Source organism: Emergencia sp. (assembly GCF_048465375.1).
Classification (GTDB): domain Bacteria; phylum Bacillota; class Clostridia; order Peptostreptococcales; family Anaerovoracaceae; genus Senimuribacter.
The window spans coordinates 64524-89471 of record NZ_DBFWLQ010000010.1; the positions used below are offsets into that span (position 1 = coordinate 64524).

Below are 24948 nucleotides of genomic sequence, written 5' to 3' on the forward strand. Positions count from 1 at the left end.
TCTATCTCAGGCAATAATTTATTTAAAAATCTCCATTTTCTCCATTCTGTCAAAGGCTTCCTTCAATGTATCGATGCCTACTGTGCATGCGATACGGATAAAGCCCTCTCCCGCTTCGCCAAATCCGCTTCCCGGCAATACCAGCACATGGGCTTCATCAAGGATTTTTTCCCAGATGTCCATAGAGTTGATACCCGTCTCTTTAATGTTGGCAAAGACATAGAAAGTGCCCTCTGGCTTTGTGCAGGTGATATTCTTCATTTTTTGTATGCGCTCATAGAGATACATCACCCTCTTATGATACTCTTCGTACAGCCCTTTCTGGATTTCTTTTCTGCCCTTAATCGCTGCAATGCCTAGTCTTTGTGACATGGAGTTGATGGTGAAGTTGACGGCTTCATTAACTCGTCTCATGGTAGCGATCAATTCCTTATCAGCGATGACGTGTCCTAGTCTCAGCCCTGTCATGGAGTAATCTTTTGAATAACTGTAAATCGTGATCACTCGTTTTGGCCGTTCTTCGTAGGAACAAATCGCCTTTTTATTGTCGGTATAGTTCAATGCCCCATAAATATCATCAGCGATGACCAGAAAGTCGTATTTCTCCGCCATTTCCAGTATCCCCCTGACGTTTTCCGGGCTATACACCTTGCCGCTTGGGTTATTAGGCGAATTGATGATTACAGCCTTCGTACGGCTTGTAATATGTTTTTCAAATTCTGCCAAATCCACATCAAAATTGTCTTCGCTGCGTGTGTTGTAGACCACCAGCTTCCCTCTTGGCAGTTCGATTTGCGGCTGATAATAGATATAATACGGCGCAATAGCGATGACTTCATCACCTTCGTCAAGGATAGCTTCCATGGTCAGATACATGGCGTGAGTGCCGCCTGCAGTGATGATGATTTCATCTTCGTCGAAGTCAAATCCGTAATCTTCTTTATACTGTTTGATAGTTTCCCGTCTTAAATCCTCATCGCCCAGAAATTCTGTATATCTTGTATGACCTGCTAAAGCCTCTTCGTGCATCTTGTCAATGCATCCCTTATCGGCCGGATAATCCGGGTCGCCGATGCTGAGATCAATCACATCGTCATATCGTTTTACCATCTCATTGGTTTTACTTAGGGCAGCTTCTTCAAAATCCCAATGTCTCTTTGCTATGTACGGACTCTTCAAATCCTTCATCTCCCATCTAATTTATCTCAATTAAAATCTCAGTGACAGACAACTGAGGCCGCCGTCCAGCTTTCTATATTCTGACGTATCTACCAGTAAGGTTTCATAGCCCATGCCTTTTACCGCCTCTAAAACAGCTGGATAACCCTCTGGCACGATGACTTTATCGTTGACCCAGATGCAATTTGCGGCGTACGCTTCTTCCTCTGGAATGACAACTTTGTCGTATTTTTCAAAGTCGGGCTTCTCGATGAACTCTCCTGATACCAGCATGTTGTTGTTTTCCAAATAGTTGACACCGGTCTTCAAGTGCAATACTTTCTCCAGGGTTACTTCTGAACAAGTCATATCATATTTGGCGAGGATTTCTGTCAGCTGTCTGATGCCTTCCTCGTTAGTTCTTGCAGATCTTCCCACATAGAAGTGGTCGCCAACCATCATGACGTCGCCGCCTTCCAGGGTGCCAGGTGCTTTAATGTATTCAATCTGATCATCAGAGAAGAATTTCTTCACTGCTCCTACTATCTCATCCTTCTCACCGTTTCTCGATGCTGCGCCAGGATTCGTGATGATCGCACACTTTCTTGTAATCAGAGCAGGATCTTCTACAAAGCAGGAGTCCGGATATCTCTCGTCAGCCTCCAGAACTGTCACATCTACGCCGCACTGTTTCAATGCTTCGATATAAGCGTCATGCTGTTTTAATGCCAGTTCATAATCAGGTTTTCCTAATTCAGGTGCCGAGGTAATACCCTCTACCATTGCCTTACACGGTCTTCTTACGATTACATGATTAAACTTTTTCATTTTGATTCTCTCCTTTACTTTTGGTGGTTTGGTTTACTTTGTTCTTTAACGGTATATTATGTACCGTTTGTTTATATTGTGGATTATACACCGTATATTATATTTTGTCAATGAATTCTGTTAATTCTGTTAAATATATATTTTGATTTCTTTTTTCCATATTTTGTGATATCATGATTACGTAATCAGGTAAACTCACCAATTTGGAGGAATTGTATGAAAAAATACAAGACACTAAAGGATCATGTATACAGCTATATCACAGAACAAGTGTTGGAAGGTAATCTGCTCCCCTCACAGCGAATCAACGAAACTGCCATTTCACAAGAGTTATCCGTAAGCCGGACGCCAGTTAGAGAAGCTTTGATTCAGCTTTCCTGCGAAGGGATTTTAGAAAATGTACCGAGAAAAGGATTTGTCTTGAAAGGTGTTTCAGAAAAGGAAGCATCTGAATTATATATCGTGATAGGCCCCCTGGATGGTACCGCTGCCCAGATGGCCTGTGATATCTTAACAGAAAAAGATCTTTCCCGTATGGATTTTTACATTCAGAGTATGGATTTAGCTATCAAGACAGACAATTACGAGATGTATTTGGAACAGCAAGAACTGTTTCATTCAGTCTATATAGAAAAATGTGACAACGAAGTTTTAGAGGATACCATCTCCCGGCTAAAAAGCAAATTCTTCACGAGAGGGTTTTCGAAAGATAACGCCAGTAGAAGCAAAGAGTATCTGGCTTTGATCAACGACGAGCACCGGGAGATTCTCAGACTCTTCAAAGAAAAAGACAAAAATGCGCTTTATGACTATATCACCAATGTTCACTGGTCACCAAGCAACGCTCATCATGAATTACTGTAACATCAAAAAAGGATGCTGATTGATAAGAAAAATCCTATCAATTCCGCATCCTTTTCATCTGCAATCATTTACCCTGTCAGGTTAGTAGTTCCGCTATTTAAAACTTGATTTTGATAAAGCCACCTTATTTAAGGCAATGGCAAACACTTTTCCGTTGTCCAACAGACTTTTGATGGATATATGCTCGTTCTCTTCGTGGCAGGTATCTTCATCACCCGGAAAAATCGGTCCCCAAGATACGATGTTGGGCATCGCTTTGGCATAGGAACCGCCGTAGGCCAATACGAACTCGTGCTTTCTGCCAGATCCTTCTTCATAAGCCTCTCCAAAAGCTTTCATGAACGGCCTCTCTTTACTGACGTACACAGCCGGCAAAGAACTGAGCAATTTGACCGTCCCGCCGTAAAACTGAGCCAGCTGCATGAATGCGTCAGTGATTTCCGCCTCTGACGAGCCATATGCAAATCTGACGTTCACATTGACCAATAGGTGATCGTCTTCCATTCTCACCAACGTCGGCGCAAAGACATTGCGATGGACAAATTCTCCGTTATACATCTCGCCTTCACTGTAAAGCCCGATTTCTGCCCCATAGAGACTGGCAAATTTCGCCTTTAGCATCGCCAGAATCCTACTGATCTGGTTTTCGCAGTGCTCCGTTTCCGCAATCAGATCTGCCATGTGGAAGATTGCATTCTCCCCTTTCTCTGGCTGGCAGGAATGAACAGCTTTTCCGCCTGTCGTCAAAGTTTTACGCTCTACAGCAATGCCGTCTCTGTATCTTTCCATTTGGCAGGTGCAGCTGTCCGGCACAGAATTCGCAGCCTGTCCCGCATGAAGGCAGGTCAGATACCAGCCGTTCTCATATCCTTCGCATTCGCATGCAAAGCGCAGTTCCACATCCATGCATCCCTTTTCGATGTTGCAGAGGGGAAATTCGCCATCAGGTGTAAATCCGTAATCAGGCAGCGGATAGTTGGCCACATACCCTTCCATATCAGACCACTCTACTTCTTCCTGCGTGCCCAGGATCATCTGAATCTTTTTCTGCAGCGCTTGTCCGCTGCCTAATACACATTTCATGGCATAGAGACAGACGATGATTGCACCTTTATCATCCAAGGTGCCCCGCCCCCAAAGGCAGCCGTCTTCTACTTTCATATCAAAAGGCGGGCTGCTCCAGGACTGTAAATTCCCTGGCGGCACTACGTCTACGTGGGACAAGATGCCAATGGTTTCATCTCCCTCTCCGATCTCAATGACACCTACCTGATCGTCGAGGACGCTTTTCGCTTCAAAACCCATTCGTTGTGCCAGCTGCAGCACATAATCCAGCGCCTTCTTTACATTCGTTTTGTCCGATGAGATGCTGGGGATATCTACCAGACCTTTCAAATCAGAAATGATGTTCTTCTCATTATCTTCTATATATCGTTTTATTTCTTCTATACGCAAAAAAACGCCTCCTCAGCCTAAGATCAATGGAATAAAAATCGGTACCGATGCGGTATGAATCATCCCCGATATAAACGAATAAATCGCCACATCTCCCCGCGTCGATTTCTCCACAATGGGCAGGCAGACTCCCATTGCCGTGGCGCCGCAGATGCCTATCGCTTCCATATAGCCGATCTTTTTGGCGACAATTGGCACCAACAGGAGAGAAAAGTATTCTCTCATAATGCAGTGCATAAAGGAAATCGCCGCACAGTGGGCAAGACCGCTCTCCAAAATGATGCCAGGCGCAAGAGAGTACCAGCCAAAGCCGGCAGTCACTGCAAAGGATTCGCGCAAATCGATATCCAGCAGCAGCGCGCACAGGGCTGCCGCTAAAAAAGCGCCTGCCATGATGGCAAAAGGGAAAATGAGGATTTTTGCACCTACTTTCTTGAAATTCTTCAGAACCGTTCCATCAAGACCCATGTTAAATCCGATCAGAAGCAGCAATAAAAACAGTCCCAGGTTGACTGCCAGCCCCGCATAGAAGTCAAAGCGCTCCATATGGTCTGCAAAGACATCGCCAATAAAAAAATAGCCGCACAGCAGTCCTGTAATGACAGACAGGAGTATGGTCGCGGCCATGATTTTCTGTCCTCGGTCAGACGTTTCCTCCGCAGGCAGTGACCCATCCTGTGCGTCCACTGCTTTATCTTTCATGACAGCCCAGCGATCCATGCCGATGCATCTTCTGGTCAATGCAGCAAAAACACCCGACAGCGCCATGATGATCAAAGTCATAGCCAGAGAAATCAGTCCGATGGAGCTGAGATTGCTTGTCACTTCCTCGTTAGACCCCATCCTGAGCCCCATTGTAAACAGCAAGATGGCAATCGCCGTCGTCTGAATCCTGCCGGTCCACTTGGTAACCCAGCGATGTTCTCTCATTTTACTGCCGATGAAATAACCGACGATGGCCAATATGGTATATGTAACTAAATCTTTCATCTATTTTGTTTCGCCCTTTCTGTAGAAATTACCCCAATATCAGCGGCACCAGGATTGGTACGGCCAGGCTCTGTACCACGCCAGATATGAAAGAATACATGGCGATGTCGCCGCGAGTAGCTTTTTCCACAATAGGCAGGCAGACGTCCATAGAAGAGCAGCCTGATACTGCCACAGCCTCCAGATAACCTGCTTTTTTCGCCGTCATGGGGATAATCAGCACAGAAATATATTCTCGCATGATATTATGCATAAATGAAACCGCACTGGCCGTCACCAGCCCTTTGTCCATGATGATGCTGGGAGCCAAGGTGTACCAACCGAAGCCCGCTCCGACGGCAAGAGACTCCTTGACAGAAAGCGGCAGAAAAAAGCTGCAGAGCAGTGCGCCTGCCAGTGTGCCCACCATGATGATAAATGGGAAGGCCAAAACGCGCAAGCCCACTCTTTTGAGATGTCCGATGACCGTACCTTCAAAGCCCATGTCAAATCCGACAAAAAAAAGCAGGATGCAGAGGCCGATCGTGATGAAATTTCCAGACAGCGTATTGAAGAATTCCATATCCGTAAAGAGCTTGTCCACGGCAAAATAACCAAAGACCAGTCCGCTGACGACACATACTATGATGATAATCGTCATAGAGCTGTCTTTTTCCGCTTTCTCTTCTTCCTCTTCTACTTCGTCAAAATCCACCTGACTGCCCTCTATGTTCCCAAATCTGTCTATTTTTAAGAACTTCCTCGAAATCGTAATTGCAGTAACCGAACAGAATATGATCATGATCGTCATGATAAAAGCACTGAAACCGATGGAATTCAGGTTGTTCATCACCTCTTCATTGGAACCCATACGCATGCCCATGGTAAATATCAATACAATAATTGCAATGGTTTGAATTCTTCCAGTCAGCTTTGTAATCTGCTTTTGATGTCTGAGTTTACTGCCGAAAAAATAGCCGATGACGGCCATGATCAAATATAGAATTAAATCGCTCATCGTTTGCACCTCAAATAATATAGTCAATTTCCATTATATCGTTTTCATCGACAGAAGTCCATGAATTATGCAACAAAAAATAAAGCACCGGCTGTTTTTCACATCTATCATTTCTTCTGCCAAAGTTTCCGTCTTAGTCTGCTTCTGCAATCACAGTATCAATCTACTGCCATCACAGTCTTCTAAGTTTTCACTTTGCGAAATCATTAGATGCGTCCAACAGCCGGTACTTTTCTCTGTACCTCATTAAACACTTCTGGTGGTCTCACCTCTTTCTCTCCTGAAACTGATGTTTCAGTTTATTTATATCAAAAGCTTTTGAATTGTACTTCATCGCTTTTTGTAACTAAAGTATAGCATATCTATTTCAAAAATCAAGTCCTTTTTCAGAATTTTTTATTTTTATTTTGATTCGCCAATGTGTGTTAATATCCACATTCAGAGTATTTCTATGATATAATGATCTTAACAATCAGAATTTATCATCTTTAAAAGTGTTTATGAAGGAGGTTTAACAATGGTTATTAAACACAAAGCTTTTCTACGTGGTATAGCAATCGTCACAATGACAGCCCTTTTAGGCGCATTCATACCGACTTCAAAGACCTATGCTGCTTCTGCTCCAGGAATGACAAAGATTACAACGGTAAAACGACTTTCCCCCACATCTGCATCCATCAAGGTAGTCTGGGAAAGAGTTTCCAGTGCCTACGGATATTCCCTCTACAGATCCACCAAAGAGGATGGCAAATACACAAGAATTCGTTCTACCGTAAAAACCAGCTACACTGATACGAAGCAAAAAACTGGCAAAACTTATTATTATAAAGTCAAGACCTATAAATATGTCAATGGTAAACGTGTATATAGCTTGTTCAGCGCTGCTAAAAACATCAAAATGACCTATAATAAGCCCGTTCTTTCTATGGAAATCGACAAAGACCTTCCTGATTATCCAAAAGATAACAGCCCCTACAGCATCGGCTTTGTCCTCGATTGTTCTACCTATTGCGAACAGATGAGGATATTGACAGAAGTGAAACGGCCTTACTATTCAAAAAAAATCATGGCTAGAGTCCAAAAAAATGCAGTCAACGGTTCTGCAACAAAGACAGTCTATTACAAATTCAATCCGCTGAGAATGGTCAATTACTACGACTGCGGCCATCCAAATATCCGCTCGACGGGAAGCAGCGCCAGTGACTACAAATATACCCTCTACAGCCGCAGCAAGTCCTCTATAGGTGCAGGCATTTACTTTGGTCTCGATCCAATCAACTACAAGACTTCTGCGGGACGCTATAATCCGGCAAAAGACGTTCTGCAATTTTATATTGTCTACAAAGACAATCTGTATTCTGTAAAATACGATGAAAAGAATGGTATTCGCGTCACCAAGGTTTAAGTAATAGGACAAAAAACGAACTAGTCCGAATTCGGACTAGTTCATTTTCGCCATACTACATAACATTCATCAGCCTGGAGGCCAGGTCATTTTTCTCTTGCCGAGAATATGGAAGTGCAGATGCTTTACCGTCTGGAACGCATCCTCTCCGTTGTTGCTGACAACTCTATAACCGTTTGCAAGGCCCAGGTCTGCAGCAATCTCGTGAATCTTGAACATGATGTAACCTAGAAGTTCTTGATCTTCTTCCTTTACATCGTCCAGCGACTCGATGTGTTTCTTGGGAATCACGAGTACGTGAACGGGAGCCTGCGGCTCCAGGTCGTGAAACGCGATGATCTTGTCGTCTTCATAAGCGACAGTCGACGGGATATCGTGACTTCCGATCATGCAAAATATACAATCAGCCATAAACAATCTCTCCTTTCATGCCATCTTTATATTCTTTTAAAAGTCTTACATTATAAAACTGATTTAACATCTCAGATTCTCCAGGTACATAGACTTTGATATAGTTGTCCGTGTATCCCGTCAAGAGGCCGTCTTCGCTGATCTCTTCGAACAAAACTCGTCGCTGAGCGTCCTTGCATAAGGCAAAAAAACGTCTGGCATCCTCTGCCGCCTTCTCGATTAACGCTTTACTGCGGCTGTTCTTCACCTCGCCGGCAATCTGTCCGGCAAGTGCGGCAGCCTTTGTTCCCTTTCGTGGCGAATACTTGAAAACATGGACCTTGCAGAATCCCACCTCATCAATCACCCGCAAGCTGTCAGCAAAATCCTCTTCTGTTTCACCCGGAAAGCCGACGATGATGTCAGTGGTAATGCCGTACAGTGGATCAAAGTCCTTGAGCACCCTGACGATGTCGAGGTAGAAAGACCGGTCATAGCGGCGATTCATCAGCCCCAAGACGTGATCTGCGCCGCTCTGGATGGACAGATGCAGATGGGGACAGAGTTTCTCGTATTTCAGCAAGCTCTTCACATACTGGGCATTGATGACAGTCGGTTCCAGAGAGCTGAGACGAATCCGAAAATCACCTGGCAAAGCGTTCAGCTCTGCAATCAGCGGTTCAATGCCGCCGTAGCCTAAATCTTCTCCGTAGAGTGCCGTGTTAATCCCTGTCAGAATCAGTTCTTTAAAGCCTTTGGCGATCAGCCCCCGGGCTTCTTCTGCAATTTCTGCCAGATCACGGCTTCTCACCTTGCCTCTGGCATAAGGAATGATGCAATAGGAACAGAACCGGTTACAACCCTCTTGGATTTTGATATAAGCGCGAGTCCTGGATTCCATGGAAGTGATGATACCAGATGACTGGTACTTGTCAAGCTCCTCGTAGGCTTTGACGTGACACTGGGTCTCCTCTTCAAGCAGATAGCCTTCGATATATTGCAGCAGATTTTGTTTCTCGCCTGTACCGGCGACGATGTTAACACCCTCGATTTTGCTGACCTCGTCAGGACTGACCTGGGCATAGCAGCCTGTCACGGCCACGACGGAGTCAGGGTTGACCTTTTTCATCTTGCGGATATACTGGCGGGACTTCCGGTCCGCCAGATTGGTCACTGTACATGTATTAATCACATAAGCGTCTGCAAAGTTCTCTTCTCCAACAATCTGGTGGCCCGCCGCAGCAAACTGCTCCTTCATGGCCTCCGTCTCATATTGATTGACCTTACATCCTAATGTGTGAAACGCAATTTTCATAGATGTCCTCTTTCCAATCTGTAAATCTAACTAGTTATTTAAATAGTACAACCTTTTTATCGTAACTTCAAGAATAATCTTCGTCCTTCCTGCATTATATTGTTGTGAAAGGATTATTTTATGGCAAAGAAATTTTTCTCTGTTTTTTTAATATGTCTGTTAGTCTGCGTCATGGTCAGTGAACACAGCATCGAAGGTCTCATGGTCGCCTCTGAAAAAGGTGGTAAAGATTACATTAAATGGGTTGATTTTGATATTACCTACGAAGCGCTAGAAGATGCCATGAATGTAGACATAGAAACTTACGAACAGGATCTCCACGTCAGCTGGGTTGACATCTTAGCATTTCTCGCCTGCAAATACGGCGGTGACTTTTCCATGTATTCACATAAAGACATCGACTGGTTTGTGGAAAAGCTTAATGAAGGCAGCTCTGTGGATGATATCACGTCCAATATGAAATCCTACCCTTATTATTATAAAGCCTACTGCGCCGTAATCGGCAATTTCCTCGGTCTGGATAAAGATGGCAACTATGGTCTTACCGCTTACTCCCCTGTAGCTGAAGGCTATTGGTACACCGACAGCGATGACTTTGGAAATGGCCGCAGCTACGGTTTTGCCCGCAAACACCTTGGGCATGACATGTTCTGCAGCGTCGGAACCCCTGTTGCAGCAGTTGAAGGCGGCAAAGTTGAAGCTCTAGGCTGGAACCAGTACGGCGGCTGGCGAATCGGTATCAGAAGTCATGACGGTTTTCGTTATTACTACTATGCCCACCTTCGCAAAGATTCTCCATACATAAAAGATCTCAAAGAAGGTGACACAGTCAAAGCCGGCCAGATTATCGGCTATTCCGGCCAGAGCGGATACAGCGTCAAAGAAAATGTCAACAACATCAATGTTCCTCATCTCCATTTCGGCATGCAGTTAGTCTTTGATGAGTCACAGAAAGAATGCAATTCAGAAATATGGATCGATACCTATGCGTTGATTCGCCTTTTGTCAAAACACCGGGCATCCCCAGAAGTCAAAGAGACAGCTAAGACTGCTGCGGCAACTGCGGAAGTTCCGATTTTGATGTATCACGGCCTGACAAAAAAGCAGTCGCAGGTCAACGACTACTTTATTCCCGCCTCTACCTTCGAAAGCGACATGAAATACCTCAAAGAGCATGGCTATACAGCCATCACCATGACAGAACTCATCGACTACGTCTATGATAAGACGGGGAAGGTAGCTCTGCCAGAAAAACCGGTCATCATCACCTTTGACGACGGCTACTGCAACAACTATAACTACGCTGCCCCCGCTCTGGAGAAATATGGCATGAAAGCGGTGATTTCCGTCATCGGCCACGCCTGTGAGGAGGCCAGTGTCGCAGACTACCGAGCAGAAGATTACTGCAATGTGACCTGGGATCAAATTCAGGAAATGTCTAATTCCGGCCTTTGGGAAATACAAAATCACACCTGGGATTTTCACGAGGCAAAAGGAGGGCGTAAAGGCGCCAGCAAGAAAAGAGGAGAATCGGAAGAGGTTTACGAGAAAACTCTCAAAGAGGACTTATCAAAGCTGCAGAAAAAGCTGAAGGAAACGACAGGCGTTTCTCCCAATACCTTCACCTGGCCCTTCGGCGCCTATACAGAAGACAGCCGTGATCTGCTGAAAACTCTGGGATTCAAAGCCACCCTAAGCTGCAACGGCGGCATCAACACCATCAAAAAAGGCGACACTGAAGGTCTCTATCTGTTAAAAAGAAAGCTGCGGACGCCCAAAGCTTCTATAGCAGAACTGCTGCAGTGATTTTGACGGAAGCCGCTGATTTCTACAGCTCCAGTTCGTACATGGTCATAGCAAGAGCTGCCATGCCAGCTGTCTCTGTCCTGAGAATGGTCTTGCCCAGGGTTACGCGGACAGCACCCGCTGCGTCCAGCTCTCCAGCTTCACGATCTGCGAAGCCGCCCTCTGGCCCGATGATGACAGCCACCGATTTAGGTTTCTCGCTCAGGTTCCGCAGACAGTCTTTGATGGAATAGTCGGCCTCATTTTCATAAGGAAAGAGGATCAGGTCATAAGCCGCCAGCTTTTTAAGCATTTCAGAAAAACGAACCTGTTCCTCAATCTGAGGGATCATCCCCCGCTTGCATTGTTTGACTGCCTCATCGCTGATCTTCTGCCAGCGATCCAGCTTCTTGCCGAAGTTGCCCTTTTCAACCACAACTGTACGCTCCATGAACACCGGAACGATAGCGTGAACGCCCAATTCTACGCACTTCTGGATGATCGTTTCCATCTTCCCCGCTTTGGGAATACCTTGGAAAAGAGTGACTTCCAGCTCCGGTTCTCTGGCAAACTTCTGTTTATCTATGATGGCCAGCAGAACTTCCTCTTCGCTGATGCTGACGATTTCTGTCCGATACTCCCATTCCACCGAATCGGAAACATCCACTTTGTCCCCCTCTTTCAGCCTGAGCACCTTGGACAAATGTCTGATATCACCCTTGTCCGTGATTTTGATATACTTGTCTCCGATGCAGCCGGCATCTGCAAATAGCTTCATATCCACCCTCCAAAGATTTTAGAAAATACGTCAAAATACACCAGTGCAAAAGTAAATACGATGATGTATGGCAGCATCATCAATTTCTGATTTTTGCTCGGTGCAAGCAATATGTAGAGCAGTACCGCGCAAACGATATCAAACCCCAGGGATATGGACAAACTGTGATAGATAGGATAGCCCTCTGCCAGCAGAAGGGAAATCGGTACTGCTGCACAGCCTGCACCCAGCCACTCCTTGTCTCCTGAATGCCAGACGATAAATCCAATCAGGGCGCCGATGGCGGCGAAGACGAGCCAATATAAAACATTTCCGGTCATGTTCATTCCCAAGGCAAACAGATGGGCATAATAGGCGCCGATGACGCCGACAAAGTAGATAAATACGTGCAGCGCCGCCCGTACAGCTTCTGGCGAGTAAGCAGCAATCAGTGAGGAAACGAACACCCAGATCCCGATATTGGATATGATGGCGCCAATGACGCCGCTGCCGGCAAGATCCTTCGAAATCCAGCCCATGAGCATGCCCAGGACCAGACAGAATAACATGAATATGATATTATCTTTTTTCTTCGAGTTGCTTTTCTTCAATCAGGCAACCTCCTCGTTATCAATTTTAATCTTAAGCCGGATCTCTGGTCCCGATGACTCTGTGAATCACATACGCCACTGCGATGACTACCGCTGCGATGACCATGTTGAACTGCACCGCGTAATTGTCCAGAAAAAGCTTTGCACAGAGGAAGATCCCCGTAAGCAGAGCAAAGATAAAGGCACCCTCTAAAACGAGTCTGACCTTGCTTTCTTTCTTCGGCTGCTCAAAAGCGCCTTTGCAGATCACATAGACGACCAGATTGGCTATGGTTACAATCACAATAAAGTTTACCACATCCGCCGCCGATAGGGAATAGGTGAAAAGGTGATTCTTCAGTCGAATGTTGTCGATGAAGTTGAAGATGAGACTGATCAATCCTAGGATTGACAGGCACATACAAGTCGTATCAAGGGTCTCCAGCACCTTATCCTTCAGTCTCTTAGGTGGAAAGGTTTCGATGATTTCATCGCAAAATCCTTTGTAATCCTCTCCGATTACTGTACCGATCCCTTCTCCTCGTGCCTGTCCGTCTAAAATCATCTGGATGATGTCACTGCGCACCAGCTCCTGACTGTATTTGGAGAGCCGCGAAACCCTCAGGTAGACGATGATATCCGTATAGACCTCCTCGCTGGCATCCCAGATTTTCTCCTCTTCTCTCTCGTTTTCCTTTGCCAGCATTCTCGCTTTTTTATTCATTTCCCTTACCTCCTTATAATGGTTCTTGCCCCAATTTTCAAAGAAAATTGATGGGAAGACCTTATGCTTTAACGCCCCGCAAACGAAGTGCGTGGATTGGCGTTAGTCGTATAACACGCTGTTGACCGCTTCACTGATAGCCTGCCAGTTGCGGCAAAACTCTTCCAAACTCTTTTGCCCGGTCTCTGTCAGATGATAATACTTCCGCTTCGGCCCTGCCGGGGATGGTTTCGCTTCGGCGACGATGCTGCCGTTCTTCTCCAGCCGCAGCAGGATCGGATAGATCGTCCCCTCTGCCACGCTGCCAAACCCATATCCTTCCAGCTTGGTCGTAATCTCATATCCATAAGTCTCTTCCTCCCGAATGACAGCCAGGATGCAGCCCTCCAGAACTCCTTTCAGCATCTGTGATGGAATCATTTTTCTCACTCCTTTTGAACAAAACAGACTACCTTGCATTACAAGATACAACTATATTGTAATGCAAGGTAGCAGAATTGTCAAGCTGCATGATTCCACTTGCCGTTGTCGTGCCGGCATCGCACAGGTTTTACCCGTCATTTTATCAAAATAGGCCAAAAACACCTAAAGATTCTGGGCGTTGAAGGGCCAAAGCAGCGGGTTGGACAAAGACCATGACGAAGTTTCAACGGTTACAGTCATCGCCGCAGAGATACTCCCTTTGCAGTCATCAGATTTTTAGGTGTTTTTGTGTTTTTTTACGTCAATAGGGGTTAAAAGAGTGCTCTGCAAGGGGTATTCTGCTTCCATAAAAGCAGCTTGCACTAGAAAAAATCCGGAGTTTCACATACCCCGGATTTTCTTACTATTCGTTATGCTGTTATGCTTTTGCAACGATGCAGCACCAGCCGCCGTCTTCTCTGACCTCCATGATGGCAAAGCCCTTCTTCCGCAGATGCTCCACCACCTGCAGTTCCTTCTCCACCAGAATCCCCGACGAGATAAAATAACCACCCTTGACAAGGTGCTTTGCCGCATCTTCTGCCAGCATCATGACCAAATCAGCCATCAGATTTGCCACGATGATGTCCGCCTGGTAATCCACACCTTTGGTCAGGTCTCCGTACTGCGCTTTGCAGCAAGCGCCCACTTTGTTCAATGCGATGTTCTCTGCCGCGACTTCCACAGCCACCGGATCGATATCGATGCCCAGCACGTCCTCTGCCGAAAGAAGTGCAGCGGCGATGGACAAAATCCCGCTTCCGCAGCCCACGTCAAGAACCTTGTCGCCTTCCTTCTGATAGCTTTCCAGCATTTTTACACAGAGGGAAGTCGTCTCGTGGGTTCCCGTGCCAAAAGCCATGCCCGGATCGATTTCAATGACCAGATTGCCCTGCCGATTTTCATAAGGCTCCCAGGTAGGTTTCACCACGATGCGCTCAGAAATCTTCGATGGCTTGAAATATTCCTTCCACTTGTCCTTCCACTGGGCGTCGTCATCCACCTTGCTGATGACTTGCAGCGTTCCAAAATCCATGCCTTGTCCGTAGTCACCTGCCTGCACTTTTGCTTTCAGCCCCGCCATGGCCAGTTCGATTTCGCGGATGCGTCCCCGATTCTCTTCGGTATCTTCGAAGTACACCGTCACCTTGGGTTTGTCCTTCATCTTCTCGATGATCTCATCGTCCAGATAATCCCAGTCGTAAGTCTGTTTCTTGTCCATCAGATCTTCAATATCCCTGGGGTCTTCCACTACCGTATCCGTGATGCCCAGATTCATCAGTTCGCTGACCACCGCCTCGATGCCCTGGCTCTCCGTTTCGATGTTGATTTCGATATATTTCAATTTGCTTTCCTCCTTTAAAAGTGTGACTGGCCAAAATACTCTCTCTAGTTCATTCTGTCGTACATCACACGCAAAATATTTATCTTTTTATTTTCTTCGTCTATAGATGTTTTCTATGTCACCGCTGGCATTTAATGATATTACAATTTGATATTCTCCCATACCTTACCTCTTCAACCTTGAAAAGCACTCATCAACACGCACTACTCTGCCAGATTCTATATCCTGAAGCCCCTTCTGAAGTTCATGCATTAATTCTAATCGAGACAGTTCTCTTACTTTCCGAATTTCTTATATTCATATTAGCATAATTTCTAATCCACTTCAAGAAAAACGCCCCCGCCCTCATTGCACTTCTCGTCGCGCTCTGCTAAACTGTTATTAATTGAAAATCCTCGGGAGGCGGCTCATGAAAAAGATGAAAGATTATTTTACCACAGGAGAATTTGCAAAGCTGGCTGGTGTCAAAAAACAGACCTTGTTCCACTACGACGAAATCGGTATTTTCCAGCCCGAAATCAAAGGTGAAAACGGCTATCGCTACTATTCCTATACGCAGCTCGAGACTTTTTCTGTGCTGACCATGTTCAAAGATCTGAAGGTTCCCTTAAAAGAAATCAAAGCCCACATGGACCACCGTTCGCCGGAGGCTTTGATCGAACTTCTCGAGAACAAAAAAGCAGAGATGGACCTGATGATGAAAAGGCTTGCAACAGCAAAGAAATACGTGGATGCTAAAATCAACCTTACCAGAGAAGGCATGGCGGCAAAGGTAGGTGAGATCATCATCGACTATGTTCCTGACGAATATCTTGTCGAGACCAGTTACAAAGGACTGGGAGACGAAAAAGCCGTGGCAGAAGCCGTATCGGAACATTTCAACTACTGTCACAGCCTGGGGGTCCAAGGCGCCTATGCCATCGGCGGTATGATACCAAAGGACAGCGTGACCCCAGAGGGTTATCGGTATTCAAAATTCTATAGCGTCGTGGATCCTTCCGTACTCAGAGAAAGCGGATTCCAAGACGCTTTCCTCGACAAAGGCGCCCGCTATATCGGCATCTACGACAATCACGGTTACGACAACGTCAGCAAGCTCTGCCTGGCAATCATAGCGTATGCAGACCGCTGCGGCCTCACCATAGGCGATCACTTTTACGAGGATGTGATTCTGGACGACCTGTCGGTCAACGGATACTATAACTACATGGTCAAAGTCTCAATCAAAATCATCGAATGATCAAAAGATATCGTCATAATCATCCATGTTTACCGGCTCCCCTCGTCTGCGCTTCTCCACTCCTTCTAAAATCCTCGGGAAGGTATGTTTGTTGATGGGATAACGGCTGATGACAAAGGCCACGATGAGCATGCCGATTCCCGGAAGAAGAGAAAAACTGTTGCTGACCCAGGTGAGCGCTGCGGCGCCCTGCACAGTCGCCGCCTCGTTAAAGCCAGCCTGTTCCAAGATGATTCCCAAAATCTGAACACCGGCAGCCGTGGACAAGGATTCGGACAACGCCTGCAGAGAAATGACCGCACCTGAATGTTTTTCGCCAGAGGCCAGTTCTTCAGCCTCACAGACATCATAAATCATCGACGGCATCAGCTGCCAGTAGCAAGTGTTTCCCACAGCGAAGAGGCCGCACATGAGGCAGCAGGCTGTAAAAGAATTGACACCAATGACTCTCGCCCCGATGAGAACGATTCCACTGAATATCATCCCTGCCATGAAGGTGATTTTTTTATCTGTTTTGCCAGAGCAAGCCGCGATCAGAGGCGTGAGGACGATTCCTGCTACCGTCATCAGCAGCGTAATCGCCGAGATCTGCACAGCCGGCAGCCCCAAGTTATAAGTAAAATAATAAACCATATCCGATGCGAAAATCGTGTTGGCGATGAGGTAAATCAGACTGGATCCGATGATATACCTGATCGGTTTCAACTTCAAAATCTGAAAATACTCCTTGAACATATTCTTGACATTTTTCACAGTCAGGACCTTCTCTTTATTTGGATCTTTCACAAAATTCGGCACATCGGTCTTTTTGATGGTCAAGGCGCAGATCAAAAGTGCTGCCCCGCTGGCAACGCCGACCAGGATGCCTACTGCCGACCAGGACTGCTCCAGAGTCCTGCCCATACCTATGAGAAACGCCACAAAGACTGACGGCATGACCATGCCCAGTCCTTTGCCAATCTGGTTAAATACGTAAGCATAAGACCGGAGTACCGTCCGCTCGTGGTAATCAGTCGTCAGTTCAGAACCCCACGTCATATATGGTACGAAAAAAATAGCGAAGCACCACCAAAAGAGGATGGTCATCAATCCGTAATAGACAACTTTGAGGCCATAGCTCATATCTATGGATGTAAAGAGCAGACTGGTAACAATCGCCGCCGGTACTGCCGCCGCCAGTAGAAATGGTTTTCTCTTGCCAAATCTGGTTTCGATATTGTCCGAAAGATATCCGCTGATCGGACCACAAAAGGCTTCCCAAATGCAGCCTAAAGCTAATATCGTTCCCGCCGTGGCCGGCTTGATGCCCACAACAGTGGTCAAATAGAACAAGAGAAACGTCTCGATCAGTGTAAACATGGCGTTATCGGCCAATCCCCCGATTCCATATGATAATTTTGTATGAAACTGTAGCTTCAAAATGTCCACCTCCATCATTCTCTTACTATTTTAAAGTATATGGTTACCGTATAGTCAAGCAATTTCATAGAGTTCTCAAGACCTGGGCAGGAGATTCTGCTGCCTCCAAAAGAAGCCCCCCGAAATCTCTCCAGGGGGCGCTCCTCATGATCTTCTTTGCTATTCTGTTATTTTTTGACCATATCACGAATCCATCGTTCCGCTGCCTTATAGACGGCTTCATCATTGCGGACAGAAATCACGATTATTCTCATTATCTGACCCTGCTTTACAAGCTGATAAACAGCCCTGTAGCCAAGGTTACGCAGTTCATGGATTTGTCGTCGTGTAGAGTTCCATACTTGTCACGCAAAAAGAGCTGTCACACTTGATCTGGTCAAGGGCAGCAGCTCTTTCGCTTCTATTTGAATAACTCTTTCATCTTCTCTGCAAATCCGGACTTCTTCTGGTAGCAATTGTTGTCCAGAGCCTTGCCCATCTCTTCCACAGCTTTTTTCTGTTTGGAGCTGAGTTTGGTCGGAACTTCCAGAATGACTTTTACATATAGGTCGCCCATTTTGCCATTTCTCACGTTCTTCATGCCCTTGCCCTTCAGTCTGAAGACTGTGCCAGGCTGGGTTCCTGCCGGCACCTTGTAGGACACCTTCCCATCGAGAGTCGGGACGGTGATTTCATCCCCCAACGCTGCCTGGTTGAAGGAAATTGGAATATCTAAGTACAGGTTATCTCGATCGCGCTTAAACATCTTGTGCGGTTTCACTGTGATGACTACATACAGATCCCCGCTCGGTCCGCCGTTTTCACCCGGCTCTCCCTGTCCTCTGATTGGAATGACGCTGTCATTGTCTACACCTGCCGGAATATCCACGTTGATCTTGATATTCTTGCGAATTTTTCCGGTTCCGCCACAGTCAGGACATGGCGTCTCGATAATCGTTCCTTTTCCTCCACAGTCAGGACACGGTCCCGTGCTCTGGAACTGTCCAAAAGGCGTTCTCTGTACAGTGTGAACCTGACCGGTTCCACCGCATTTTCCGCAGGTTTTTTTCTCAGTACCAGGGGCGGTTCCTTCCCCTTTGCATTTTGGACACTGAACGTATTTGTTGATACTGATTTCTTTTTTCGTTCCGAAAGCAGCCTCTTCAAAGTCGATGGTAATCGCCTTCTGCAAATCTCTGCCCTTCATCGGGCCATTCTTTCTGCTAGCATTACCGCCGCCAAAACCACCTCCGAACATACTTCCAAACATATCAAATATATCGTCAAAACCGCCGCCTCCGCCGAAGCCGCCGAAACCGCCGCCTCCAAATCCTGCATTAGGATCTACGCCAGCATGACCGAATTTGTCATATTTGCTCTTCTTGTCTGGATCTGACAAGACGCTATATGCCTCGTTGACTTCTTTGAACATCTCTTCGGCAGTTTTATCTCCTGGATTTTTGTCAGGATGGTACTTCATAGCCATCTTTCGGAAGGCTTTTTTTATCTCATCGTCACTTGCCCCTTTTTTCAGGCCAAGGACTTCATAATAATCTCTTTTATCTGCCATCATTTTCACCTTCCTTCTTAACGCAGTAAAATTTGCTCCTGGCGGACCTGCCGCCATGAGCAAATTTACATATCATATTCGCGAATTTAACTAGCTTCCGTGCGCCGGAAAATTCGTTCTCAGCTAGGCGTACGACAGGTCGAGGAGCGGAATGTACTTGAAGTACATGAGCACCGCAGAACCTGGCGCACAACAACGCTGAGAGCGAATTTAACAAGCATTTTTATTTGTCGTCGTCCACCACTTCATAATCCGCGTCCACTACATTATCCCCTGCAGGACCGTTATTAGCAGCGCCTGCATCAGGACCAGCGCCTGCAGCGCCCATATTCGGATCAAAACCTGCGGCATTAGGATCTACGCCGGCTGCCTGTGCCTGCTCATAAAGCTTGGTGGAAATTGCGTGGAATTTCTCTGTCAAAGCTTCTGTCTTAGCCTTGATATCCTCTGGGTTATTAGCTTCCAGAGCCTTCTTCAATTCTTCTTTTGCATCTTCTACAGTTTTCTTTTCGTCTTCAGAAATCTTGCCTTCCAATTCCTTCAGAGCCTTCTCTGTCTCGTAAACCAGATTTTCAGCCTTGTTTCTCTCTTCGATTTCTTCTTTTCTCTTCTTATCTTCTTCTGCGAACTGTTCTGCCTCTTTTACCTTCTGGTTAATTTCGTCTTCAGACAGGTTTGTGGAAGAAGTGATTGTGATTCTCTGCTCTTTGCCAGTTCCCATATCTTTTGCACTGACGTTGACGATGCCGTTGGCGTCGATGTCGAAGGTGACTTCAATCTGTGGAATTCCACGAGGAGCCGGTGCGATACCAGTCAGCTGGAAACGTCCCAATGTGATGTTGCCTGCTGCCATTTCTCTTTCACCCTGCATAACGTGGATGTCTACGGCTGTCTGGTTGTCAGCAGCAGTTGAGAAAATCTGGCTCTTCTTTGTTGGAATTGTCGTATTTCTTTCGATGAGCTTTGTCGCAACGCCGCCCAGAGTCTCGATGGACAGTGAAAGCGGAGTAACGTCCAGGAGCAGTACATCGTGAACTTCGCCAGTCAATACGCCGGCCTGAATAGCCGCACCGATGGACACGCATTCGTCAGGGTTGATGCCTTTGAACGGCTCTTTGCCTGTAACCTTCTTTACAGCATCCTGTACTGCCGGAATTCTTGTGGAACCGCCGACCAGAATTACCTTTGCCAGGTCGTTATTTGATACGCCTGCATCAGCCATCGCCTTCTTCATCGGTTCGATTGATTTATTTACCAGGTCAGCAGTCAGCTGATCGAATTTTGCTCTTGTCAGATCCATGTTCAGATGAAGCGGACCGTCAGCCGTTACTGTGATGAACGGCAGGTTGATGTTTGTCGTCTGTGCGCTGGACAGCTCTTTCTTTGCCTTCTCAGCAGCTTCTTTCAGTCTCTGAAGCGCCATTTTGTCCGCTCTCAGGTCAACACCATTTTCTTTTGCAAAGGTGTCGGCCAGGAAGTTCATCACTGCATTGTCGAAGTCGTCTCCGCCTAGATGTGTATCGCCGTTGGTAGCCAATACTTCAAATACGCCGTCGCCCAGTTCCAGGATGGATACATCGAAAGTACCGCCGCCCAGGTCGTATACCAAAATCTTATGAGATCCTTCTTCTTTATCAAGACCATAAGCCAGAGATGCTGCAGTCGGCTCGTTGATGATTCTCTTTACTTCTAATCCAGCAATTTTGCCAGCGTCCTTTGTTGCCTGCTTCTGTGCGTCGGAGAAGTAAGCTGGTACTGTGATGACCGCTTCTGTTACTTTTTCTCCCAAGTACGCCTCTGCGTCTGTCTTCAATTTTGTCAGAATCATAGCGGAAATATCCTGAGGTGTATATTTCTTGCCGTCGATTTCTACAGTGTAGTCTTCGCCCATGTGTCTCTTTATGGATGCGATGGTTCTCTCCGGATTTGTAACCGCCTGTCTCTTGGCAGTTTCTCCGACCAGTCTCTCTCCGTTCTTTGCAAAACCAACTACGGATGGAGTTGTTCTGTTACCCTCTGCGTTTGCAATAACAACAGGATCTCCACCTTCTAATACGGATACGCAGCTGTTTGTTGTTCCCAAATCTATACCTATTACTTTAGCCATTTTATTTTCCTCCTTAAAATTCTCTAAAATTCATTTTTCTGTAGACCTTCGGTCCGTCGGTTAACTTGTTAAAGCGCTGGGAAATTGTTTCACAGCTAGGCGCTGAGAGGTCTGAGCCTCGGAGCGTACTCATAGTACGTGAGAAGCGAAGCCTCGAAAGCAACAACGCTGTGGGACAATTTAGCAAGCTTTAGTTGTTGACCTTTACCATAGAAGGCCTGATCACTTTTTTATTGAGTAAATACCCCTTCTGCATGACTTCTGTGACTTTGCCGCTGTCGTAATCATCATTGTCCTCCGTCATGACCGCGTTATGGAAGTTCGGATCAAAGTCCTCTCCAAGCGCATTTATTTCTTCCAGCCCTGCCTTCTCCAGCACCCCAGTGAGCTGTTTGAAAATCATCTTCATTCCTTCGACAAAGGACTCGTCTGCCGCCTCGTGGAGCAGGGCCCTCTCAAAGTTATCTATCACATCAAGCAGCTGCGATACGAGTTTCTCATTCGCATATGCATAAATGTCACTTTTCTCTTTTTCTACTCTTCTCTTATAGTTCTGAAAATCAGCCATCAGTCTCAGATACTTTGAGTTCAGAGCTTCGTCCTCTTCGCTTTTTTCCTCTGTGTCCGCCTGATCTTCTGTCTGCTCCTCTCCGGCCTCTTCTTCTTTAGTTTCTTCCGTGTCAGGAGTTTCATTCTTAACTTCTTCATCAAGTTCTTCGTTTACTTTTTTTTCTTCGTTATTCATTTTCCTCTTCACCGCCTTCTAACTGAAATGTACTGTTCAGATTATCTGTCAGGTACTCTATGATGGATGTAATCTCATCATATCTCATTCTTGTCGGTCCAATTACTCCAATCTTTCCAACTAACTTGCCATCTACATGATATGTTGCCGTAATCAGCGAGCAATCATTCATCAAATCATCGGCGTTTTCATCACCGATGGTAACAATGATGCCATCTTCTCTTTCGATCAGCTTCTTCGTAAAGTCTTCTTTCTTGTCTAGCAGTGAAAGGAAGCTCTTCGCTTTTTCCAGGTCATTATATTCAGGAATATCGAAGATATTTGTCAGACCATCCATATACAGATTGACATTGAGCATGTCTTCCAAGGTCTTCATAAAATTTGGCATGATGTTCTCCGCCAGCCTGCTCATCGCCTCGATATCAGATTCGAAGTTGGAGATGATGCGGCTCTTCAGGACATCGGTAATCTTCTTGCCATTGTAATTATATGTTATATTCTTCGCTAAGATCTGAAGGCTTTCCTCTGTGTACGGCACCCTCAGCTTGAGCGCCGTATTGGAAACCTTGCCGCTTTCAGAGACGATCATCAAAACGACCGTGTGCTCATCTACCGGTAAAAGGTTGACAAATCTCAGCGTATCCTCATTCTGTGTAGGCGACATCGCAAAAGAAGTCAAATTCGTAATCTCGGAAAGAATTCTGGCTGCGTGTTTGATTGTCTCGTCAAATTCATTTACATCTGCTCTCAGCTTCTCAGCAATCAAATTCTTTTCCACAGGAGACAGCTCATGCCTCTCCATCAGATGGTTTACATATAGCCTGTAAGCTTTGTCCGAAGGCACTCTGCCCGCTGAAGTATGGGGGTGTGACAAATATCCCATGTCCTCCAGATCGCTCATCTCATTTCTGATTGTAGCGGGGCTGATACCCAGGTCAAACTTCTTGGAAAGAGTTCTTGAACCAACAGGTTCTGCAGATCTGACATAATCACTGATGATTGCCTGCAAAATCTTCAATTTTCTTTCTGTTAATTCCATACATCATCTCTCCTTTATTAGCACTCACTCAATTTGAGTGCTAATCACTATATATAAGATACTACTGAACCTGCGGAATGTCAACACCATTTTAGAAAATATTTTTGTGATTTTGGTGAAAATTACCCACATTTTAAGCACACATTCCTCAAATCATTTTCATTTAATTATACAAATATAATCGATATTTTTTGTTATAAATCATAAATTCAGTATTGCACTCTAGCTGTGAATATGATACCCTTTGATAAACGAAAGACTAAGAGGAGGACATTATATATGAAGAAAAAGTCACAAGAGTTGTTAGAAGAATCGAAAAAGCGCCGCACCTATAGACAATTTTTACCCGATCCACTGGACATGGACGTGATTAAAAACTGTGTTTTGACCGCTGGAACTGCTCCCAATGGTGCAGATAAACAGCCGTGGCACTTCACCATCGTCACCGACCCTGCCATGAAACAGCGTATCAGAGAAGAGGCAGAAAAAGTTGAAAAAAATTTTTATGAGAAGCAGATTACTGATGAGTGGCAGGCAGACCTGGATAAACTGTCCGTCACCTGGGAAAAACCATTTCTCACGGAAGCGCCATGTCTGATCGCTATTTTTAAAGAATACTACCGCATGCTTCCTGATGGCACAAAGGATAAGAACTACTATGTGAACGAATCCATCGGCATTTCCATCGGATTCTTAATTAACGCCATTCGCAACGCCGGCCTGGTGAGCCTGACCTATACGCCAGCTCCTCCTACTTTCCTCAGAGAACTGCTGGGACGCCCGGAAGGCGAAACCCCCGTCATGGTCCTAGTCGTCGGCAAACCAGATCCCGACTATGAACTGCCGACACTGAAGAAAAAGACCTTTGAGGAGATTGCGGATATTATATAGAGCGACCAAAACCTGTCATCCGGCGCAAAGCCACCAATATAAGGTGTCTTACGCCGGATTTTTATCTCTTCTATCCACGCATTTACCCCCTATTCAATCAAAAACACCCAAAAGCACCTAAAATTCAGCGACCGCAAAGGGTGACGCTTGAGGAAAAGCCTCACTTTGCGCCGCCTGTCTCTGCTATCTATCTTCTTCCTTTTCGACAGCCTTTCTCAAAGCGTTCTCTACATATTGATTCAGAGAGCAGTTATCCCGTACCGCACGATATGCCAGTTCTTTGTGGAGAGCAGGATCAATTCTCACATTGAACTGCCCTTTAAACGCTTTCTCCGGCTGACGGCCAAGGTTCTCGCAAGTCTCAAGATAATCATCCACTGCTTTATGAAATTCTTCTTCAAGACTGTCAAAGTCTGCGGCTTCAAAGGTTACTAAGTCGTTGATACCGAAAATACTGCCAAAAAAGCTGCGATCTTGCGGACTCAGAATCACAGTTCCGATATATCCTTTATATTCTAAATAATTCATCATATATCACCCTTTATCTTTCGTAATTCGACGATGCTTTTGACTGCGGCAACAGAAAGAACATTACCTGGATGAGGCTTGTGAAGCTGAATCAAGATATCTCTTTCCTTGTTATAGAAACATACCCGCGATCCAGATGTATTGCCTTATGAAATTCTTGATACCCGAAATGATTCAATAATTTTTTTAGTTCTTGATAGGTAAAATTTTTTTGGAAACGATTCTATTCTTTTTATCAGTTTTTCTATTTTACTCATCTTTGCACCTTCATCTGTAACTGTATTCTAGTTACATTATAATAATATATCGGCAATTTGCAAACACACATCAAAAGCCCTCCGCAGCAGTTTATCATCCACTGCCCG

At 45.6% G+C, this 24948-nt stretch carries 23 protein-coding genes; 5 read left to right on the forward strand and 18 right to left on the reverse strand.

Features of this window, described 5'->3' with window-relative positions; translation table 11 throughout:
* Positions 1-18 precede the first annotated feature (18 nt).
* On the reverse strand, positions 19-1179 hold the full coding sequence (locus ACMQ5W_RS08765; protein WP_419024845.1) for an aminotransferase class I/II-fold pyridoxal phosphate-dependent enzyme: 1161 nt from the start codon (positions 1177-1179) through the stop codon (positions 19-21).
* A 30-nt stretch (positions 1180-1209) separates the two neighbouring features.
* Entirely contained in the window at positions 1210-1986 is a 777-nt protein-coding gene (locus ACMQ5W_RS08770; protein WP_419024846.1) for a dimethylarginine dimethylaminohydrolase family protein, read from the reverse strand.
* A gap of 216 nt (positions 1987-2202) precedes the next feature.
* Between ACMQ5W_RS08770 and ACMQ5W_RS08775 the strand changes: the two genes are divergently transcribed.
* On the forward strand, positions 2203-2850 hold the full coding sequence (locus tag ACMQ5W_RS08775; protein ID WP_419024847.1) for a GntR family transcriptional regulator: 648 nt from the start codon (positions 2203-2205) through the stop codon (positions 2848-2850).
* Positions 2851-2943: 93 nt separating this feature from the next.
* On the opposite strand, the gene ACMQ5W_RS08780 is transcribed toward ACMQ5W_RS08775, so the two are convergent.
* From ACMQ5W_RS08780 to ACMQ5W_RS08790, 3 genes are read right to left on the reverse strand one after another with little or no spacing between them, the layout of a single operon-like run.
* Positions 2944-4305 carry a Sapep family Mn(2+)-dependent dipeptidase gene (locus ACMQ5W_RS08780; protein ID WP_419024848.1) on the reverse strand — a complete coding sequence of 454 codons (1362 nt, stop codon included), beginning with the start codon at positions 4303-4305 and terminating at the stop codon, positions 2944-2946.
* A 12-nt stretch (positions 4306-4317) separates the two neighbouring features.
* Complete coding sequence (locus ACMQ5W_RS08785; RefSeq protein ID WP_419024849.1) at positions 4318-5295, reverse strand: lysine exporter LysO family protein; 978 nt, start codon at positions 5293-5295, stop codon at positions 4318-4320.
* A gap of 28 nt (positions 5296-5323) precedes the next feature.
* Positions 5324-6292 carry a lysine exporter LysO family protein gene (locus tag ACMQ5W_RS08790; RefSeq protein ID WP_419024850.1) on the reverse strand — a complete coding sequence of 323 codons (969 nt, stop codon included), beginning with the start codon at positions 6290-6292 and terminating at the stop codon, positions 5324-5326.
* 517 nt (positions 6293-6809) lie between these two features.
* Between ACMQ5W_RS08790 and ACMQ5W_RS08795 the strand changes: the two genes are divergently transcribed.
* Complete coding sequence (locus ACMQ5W_RS08795; protein WP_419024851.1) at positions 6810-7697, forward strand: hypothetical protein; 888 nt, start codon at positions 6810-6812, stop codon at positions 7695-7697.
* A gap of 69 nt (positions 7698-7766) precedes the next feature.
* Here ACMQ5W_RS08795 and ACMQ5W_RS08800 read toward each other — a convergent pair whose 3' ends face one another.
* Together ACMQ5W_RS08800 and mtaB are read right to left on the reverse strand one after the other, a co-directional pair.
* Complete coding sequence (locus ACMQ5W_RS08800) at positions 7767-8108, reverse strand: histidine triad nucleotide-binding protein (protein WP_148492625.1); 342 nt, start codon at positions 8106-8108, stop codon at positions 7767-7769.
* A complete protein-coding gene (gene mtaB / locus ACMQ5W_RS08805; protein WP_419024852.1) occupies positions 8101-9402 on the reverse strand; it encodes a tRNA (N(6)-L-threonylcarbamoyladenosine(37)-C(2))-methylthiotransferase MtaB in 1302 nt (433 codons plus the stop codon). Before mtaB ends, ACMQ5W_RS08800 begins: the two co-directional genes overlap by 8 nt.
* A gap of 120 nt (positions 9403-9522) precedes the next feature.
* Here mtaB and ACMQ5W_RS08810 point away from each other — a divergent pair, with 120 nt between their 5' ends.
* The gene (locus tag ACMQ5W_RS08810) at positions 9523-11208 is read left to right on the forward strand and encodes a polysaccharide deacetylase family protein (RefSeq protein ID WP_419024853.1); all 1686 of its coding nucleotides are present in this window, start codon (positions 9523-9525) and stop codon (positions 11206-11208) included.
* A 22-nt stretch (positions 11209-11230) separates the two neighbouring features.
* Here ACMQ5W_RS08810 and ACMQ5W_RS08815 read toward each other — a convergent pair whose 3' ends face one another.
* The 5 genes from ACMQ5W_RS08815 to prmA all read right to left on the reverse strand — a co-directional run bounded on the left by ACMQ5W_RS08815 (position 11231) and on the right by prmA (position 15065).
* The gene (locus ACMQ5W_RS08815) at positions 11231-11965 is read right to left on the reverse strand and encodes an RsmE family RNA methyltransferase (RefSeq protein WP_419024854.1); all 735 of its coding nucleotides are present in this window, start codon (positions 11963-11965) and stop codon (positions 11231-11233) included.
* Positions 11962-12555, reverse strand: coding sequence for a hypothetical protein (locus tag ACMQ5W_RS08820; RefSeq protein ID WP_419024855.1), 594 nt, complete (start codon positions 12553-12555; stop codon positions 11962-11964). The genes ACMQ5W_RS08815 and ACMQ5W_RS08820 overlap by 4 nt, the downstream gene beginning before the upstream one ends.
* Before the next feature lie 31 nt (positions 12556-12586).
* On the reverse strand, positions 12587-13258 hold the full coding sequence (locus ACMQ5W_RS08825) for a hypothetical protein (protein WP_419024856.1): 672 nt from the start codon (positions 13256-13258) through the stop codon (positions 12587-12589).
* A 102-nt stretch (positions 13259-13360) separates the two neighbouring features.
* The gene (locus tag ACMQ5W_RS08830; RefSeq protein ID WP_148492619.1) at positions 13361-13678 is read right to left on the reverse strand and encodes a PadR family transcriptional regulator; all 318 of its coding nucleotides are present in this window, start codon (positions 13676-13678) and stop codon (positions 13361-13363) included.
* Positions 13679-14099: 421 nt separating this feature from the next.
* Entirely contained in the window at positions 14100-15065 is a 966-nt protein-coding gene (gene prmA, locus ACMQ5W_RS08835; protein WP_419024857.1) for a 50S ribosomal protein L11 methyltransferase, read from the reverse strand.
* A 409-nt stretch (positions 15066-15474) separates the two neighbouring features.
* On the opposite strand from prmA, the gene ACMQ5W_RS08840 reads away from it, so the two are divergent.
* On the forward strand, positions 15475-16305 hold the full coding sequence (locus ACMQ5W_RS08840; RefSeq protein WP_419024858.1) for a MerR family transcriptional regulator: 831 nt from the start codon (positions 15475-15477) through the stop codon (positions 16303-16305).
* Here the strand turns inward: ACMQ5W_RS08840 and ACMQ5W_RS08845 are convergent, their stop codons facing one another.
* From ACMQ5W_RS08845 to hrcA, 5 genes are all read right to left on the reverse strand, one after another.
* Complete coding sequence (locus tag ACMQ5W_RS08845; RefSeq protein WP_419024859.1) at positions 16306-17724, reverse strand: MFS transporter; 1419 nt, start codon at positions 17722-17724, stop codon at positions 16306-16308.
* 400 nt (positions 17725-18124) lie between these two features.
* On the reverse strand, positions 18125-19273 hold the full coding sequence (gene dnaJ, locus ACMQ5W_RS08850) for a molecular chaperone DnaJ (protein WP_148492808.1): 1149 nt from the start codon (positions 19271-19273) through the stop codon (positions 18125-18127).
* 223 nt (positions 19274-19496) lie between these two features.
* A complete protein-coding gene (dnaK, locus tag ACMQ5W_RS08855) occupies positions 19497-21380 on the reverse strand; it encodes a molecular chaperone DnaK (protein ID WP_148492614.1) in 1884 nt (627 codons plus the stop codon).
* 190 nt (positions 21381-21570) lie between these two features.
* A complete protein-coding gene (gene grpE, locus ACMQ5W_RS08860; RefSeq protein ID WP_148492613.1) occupies positions 21571-22125 on the reverse strand; it encodes a nucleotide exchange factor GrpE in 555 nt (184 codons plus the stop codon).
* Positions 22118-23164 (reverse strand): heat-inducible transcriptional repressor HrcA, encoded by a 1047-nt coding sequence (hrcA, locus tag ACMQ5W_RS08865; RefSeq protein WP_148492612.1) that lies wholly within the window; start codon positions 23162-23164, stop codon positions 22118-22120. The genes grpE and hrcA overlap by 8 nt, the downstream gene beginning before the upstream one ends.
* Before the next feature lie 279 nt (positions 23165-23443).
* Here hrcA and ACMQ5W_RS08870 point away from each other — a divergent pair, with 279 nt between their 5' ends.
* Positions 23444-24055, forward strand: a complete 612-nt coding sequence (locus ACMQ5W_RS08870; RefSeq protein WP_419024860.1) for a nitroreductase family protein — start codon at positions 23444-23446, stop codon at positions 24053-24055.
* 183 nt (positions 24056-24238) lie between these two features.
* On the opposite strand, the gene ACMQ5W_RS08875 is transcribed toward ACMQ5W_RS08870, so the two are convergent.
* The gene (locus tag ACMQ5W_RS08875) at positions 24239-24586 is read right to left on the reverse strand and encodes a type II toxin-antitoxin system HicB family antitoxin (RefSeq protein ID WP_419024861.1); all 348 of its coding nucleotides are present in this window, start codon (positions 24584-24586) and stop codon (positions 24239-24241) included.
* Between the last annotated feature and the right edge of the window lie 362 nt (positions 24587-24948).

Excerpts from the sequence above, each read along its gene's own strand:
- ACMQ5W_RS08770 (WP_419024846.1), bottom strand. The coding sequence starts at position 1,986 with ATGAAAAAGTTTAATCATGTAATCGTAAGAAGACCGTGTAAGGCAATG.
- ACMQ5W_RS08775 (WP_419024847.1), top strand. The coding sequence starts at position 2,203 with ATGAAAAAATACAAGACACTAAAGGATCATGTATACAGCTATATCACA.
- ACMQ5W_RS08785 (WP_419024849.1), bottom strand. The coding sequence starts at position 5,295 with ATGAAAGATTTAGTTACATATACCATATTGGCCATCGTCGGTTATTTC.
- ACMQ5W_RS08790 (WP_419024850.1), bottom strand. The coding sequence starts at position 6,292 with ATGAGCGATTTAATTCTATATTTGATCATGGCCGTCATCGGCTATTTT.
- ACMQ5W_RS08795 (WP_419024851.1), top strand. The coding sequence starts at position 6,810 with ATGGTTATTAAACACAAAGCTTTTCTACGTGGTATAGCAATCGTCACA.
- ACMQ5W_RS08800 (WP_148492625.1), bottom strand. The coding sequence starts at position 8,108 with ATGGCTGATTGTATATTTTGCATGATCGGAAGTCACGATATCCCGTCG.
- mtaB (WP_419024852.1), bottom strand. The coding sequence starts at position 9,402 with ATGAAAATTGCGTTTCACACATTAGGATGTAAGGTCAATCAATATGAG.
- ACMQ5W_RS08810 (WP_419024853.1), top strand. The coding sequence starts at position 9,523 with ATGGCAAAGAAATTTTTCTCTGTTTTTTTAATATGTCTGTTAGTCTGC.
- ACMQ5W_RS08815 (WP_419024854.1), bottom strand. The coding sequence starts at position 11,965 with ATGAAGCTATTTGCAGATGCCGGCTGCATCGGAGACAAGTATATCAAA.
- ACMQ5W_RS08825 (WP_419024856.1), bottom strand. The coding sequence starts at position 13,258 with ATGAATAAAAAAGCGAGAATGCTGGCAAAGGAAAACGAGAGAGAAGAG.
- ACMQ5W_RS08830 (WP_148492619.1), bottom strand. The coding sequence starts at position 13,678 with ATGATTCCATCACAGATGCTGAAAGGAGTTCTGGAGGGCTGCATCCTG.
- ACMQ5W_RS08840 (WP_419024858.1), top strand. The coding sequence starts at position 15,475 with ATGAAAAAGATGAAAGATTATTTTACCACAGGAGAATTTGCAAAGCTG.
- dnaJ (WP_148492808.1), bottom strand. The coding sequence starts at position 19,273 with ATGGCAGATAAAAGAGATTATTATGAAGTCCTTGGCCTGAAAAAAGGG.
- dnaK (WP_148492614.1), bottom strand. The coding sequence starts at position 21,380 with ATGGCTAAAGTAATAGGTATAGATTTGGGAACAACAAACAGCTGCGTA.
- grpE (WP_148492613.1), bottom strand. The coding sequence starts at position 22,125 with ATGAATAACGAAGAAAAAAAAGTAAACGAAGAACTTGATGAAGAAGTT.
- hrcA (WP_148492612.1), bottom strand. The coding sequence starts at position 23,164 with ATGGAATTAACAGAAAGAAAATTGAAGATTTTGCAGGCAATCATCAGT.
- ACMQ5W_RS08870 (WP_419024860.1), top strand. The coding sequence starts at position 23,444 with ATGAAGAAAAAGTCACAAGAGTTGTTAGAAGAATCGAAAAAGCGCCGC.
- ACMQ5W_RS08875 (WP_419024861.1), bottom strand. The coding sequence starts at position 24,586 with ATGATGAATTATTTAGAATATAAAGGATATATCGGAACTGTGATTCTG.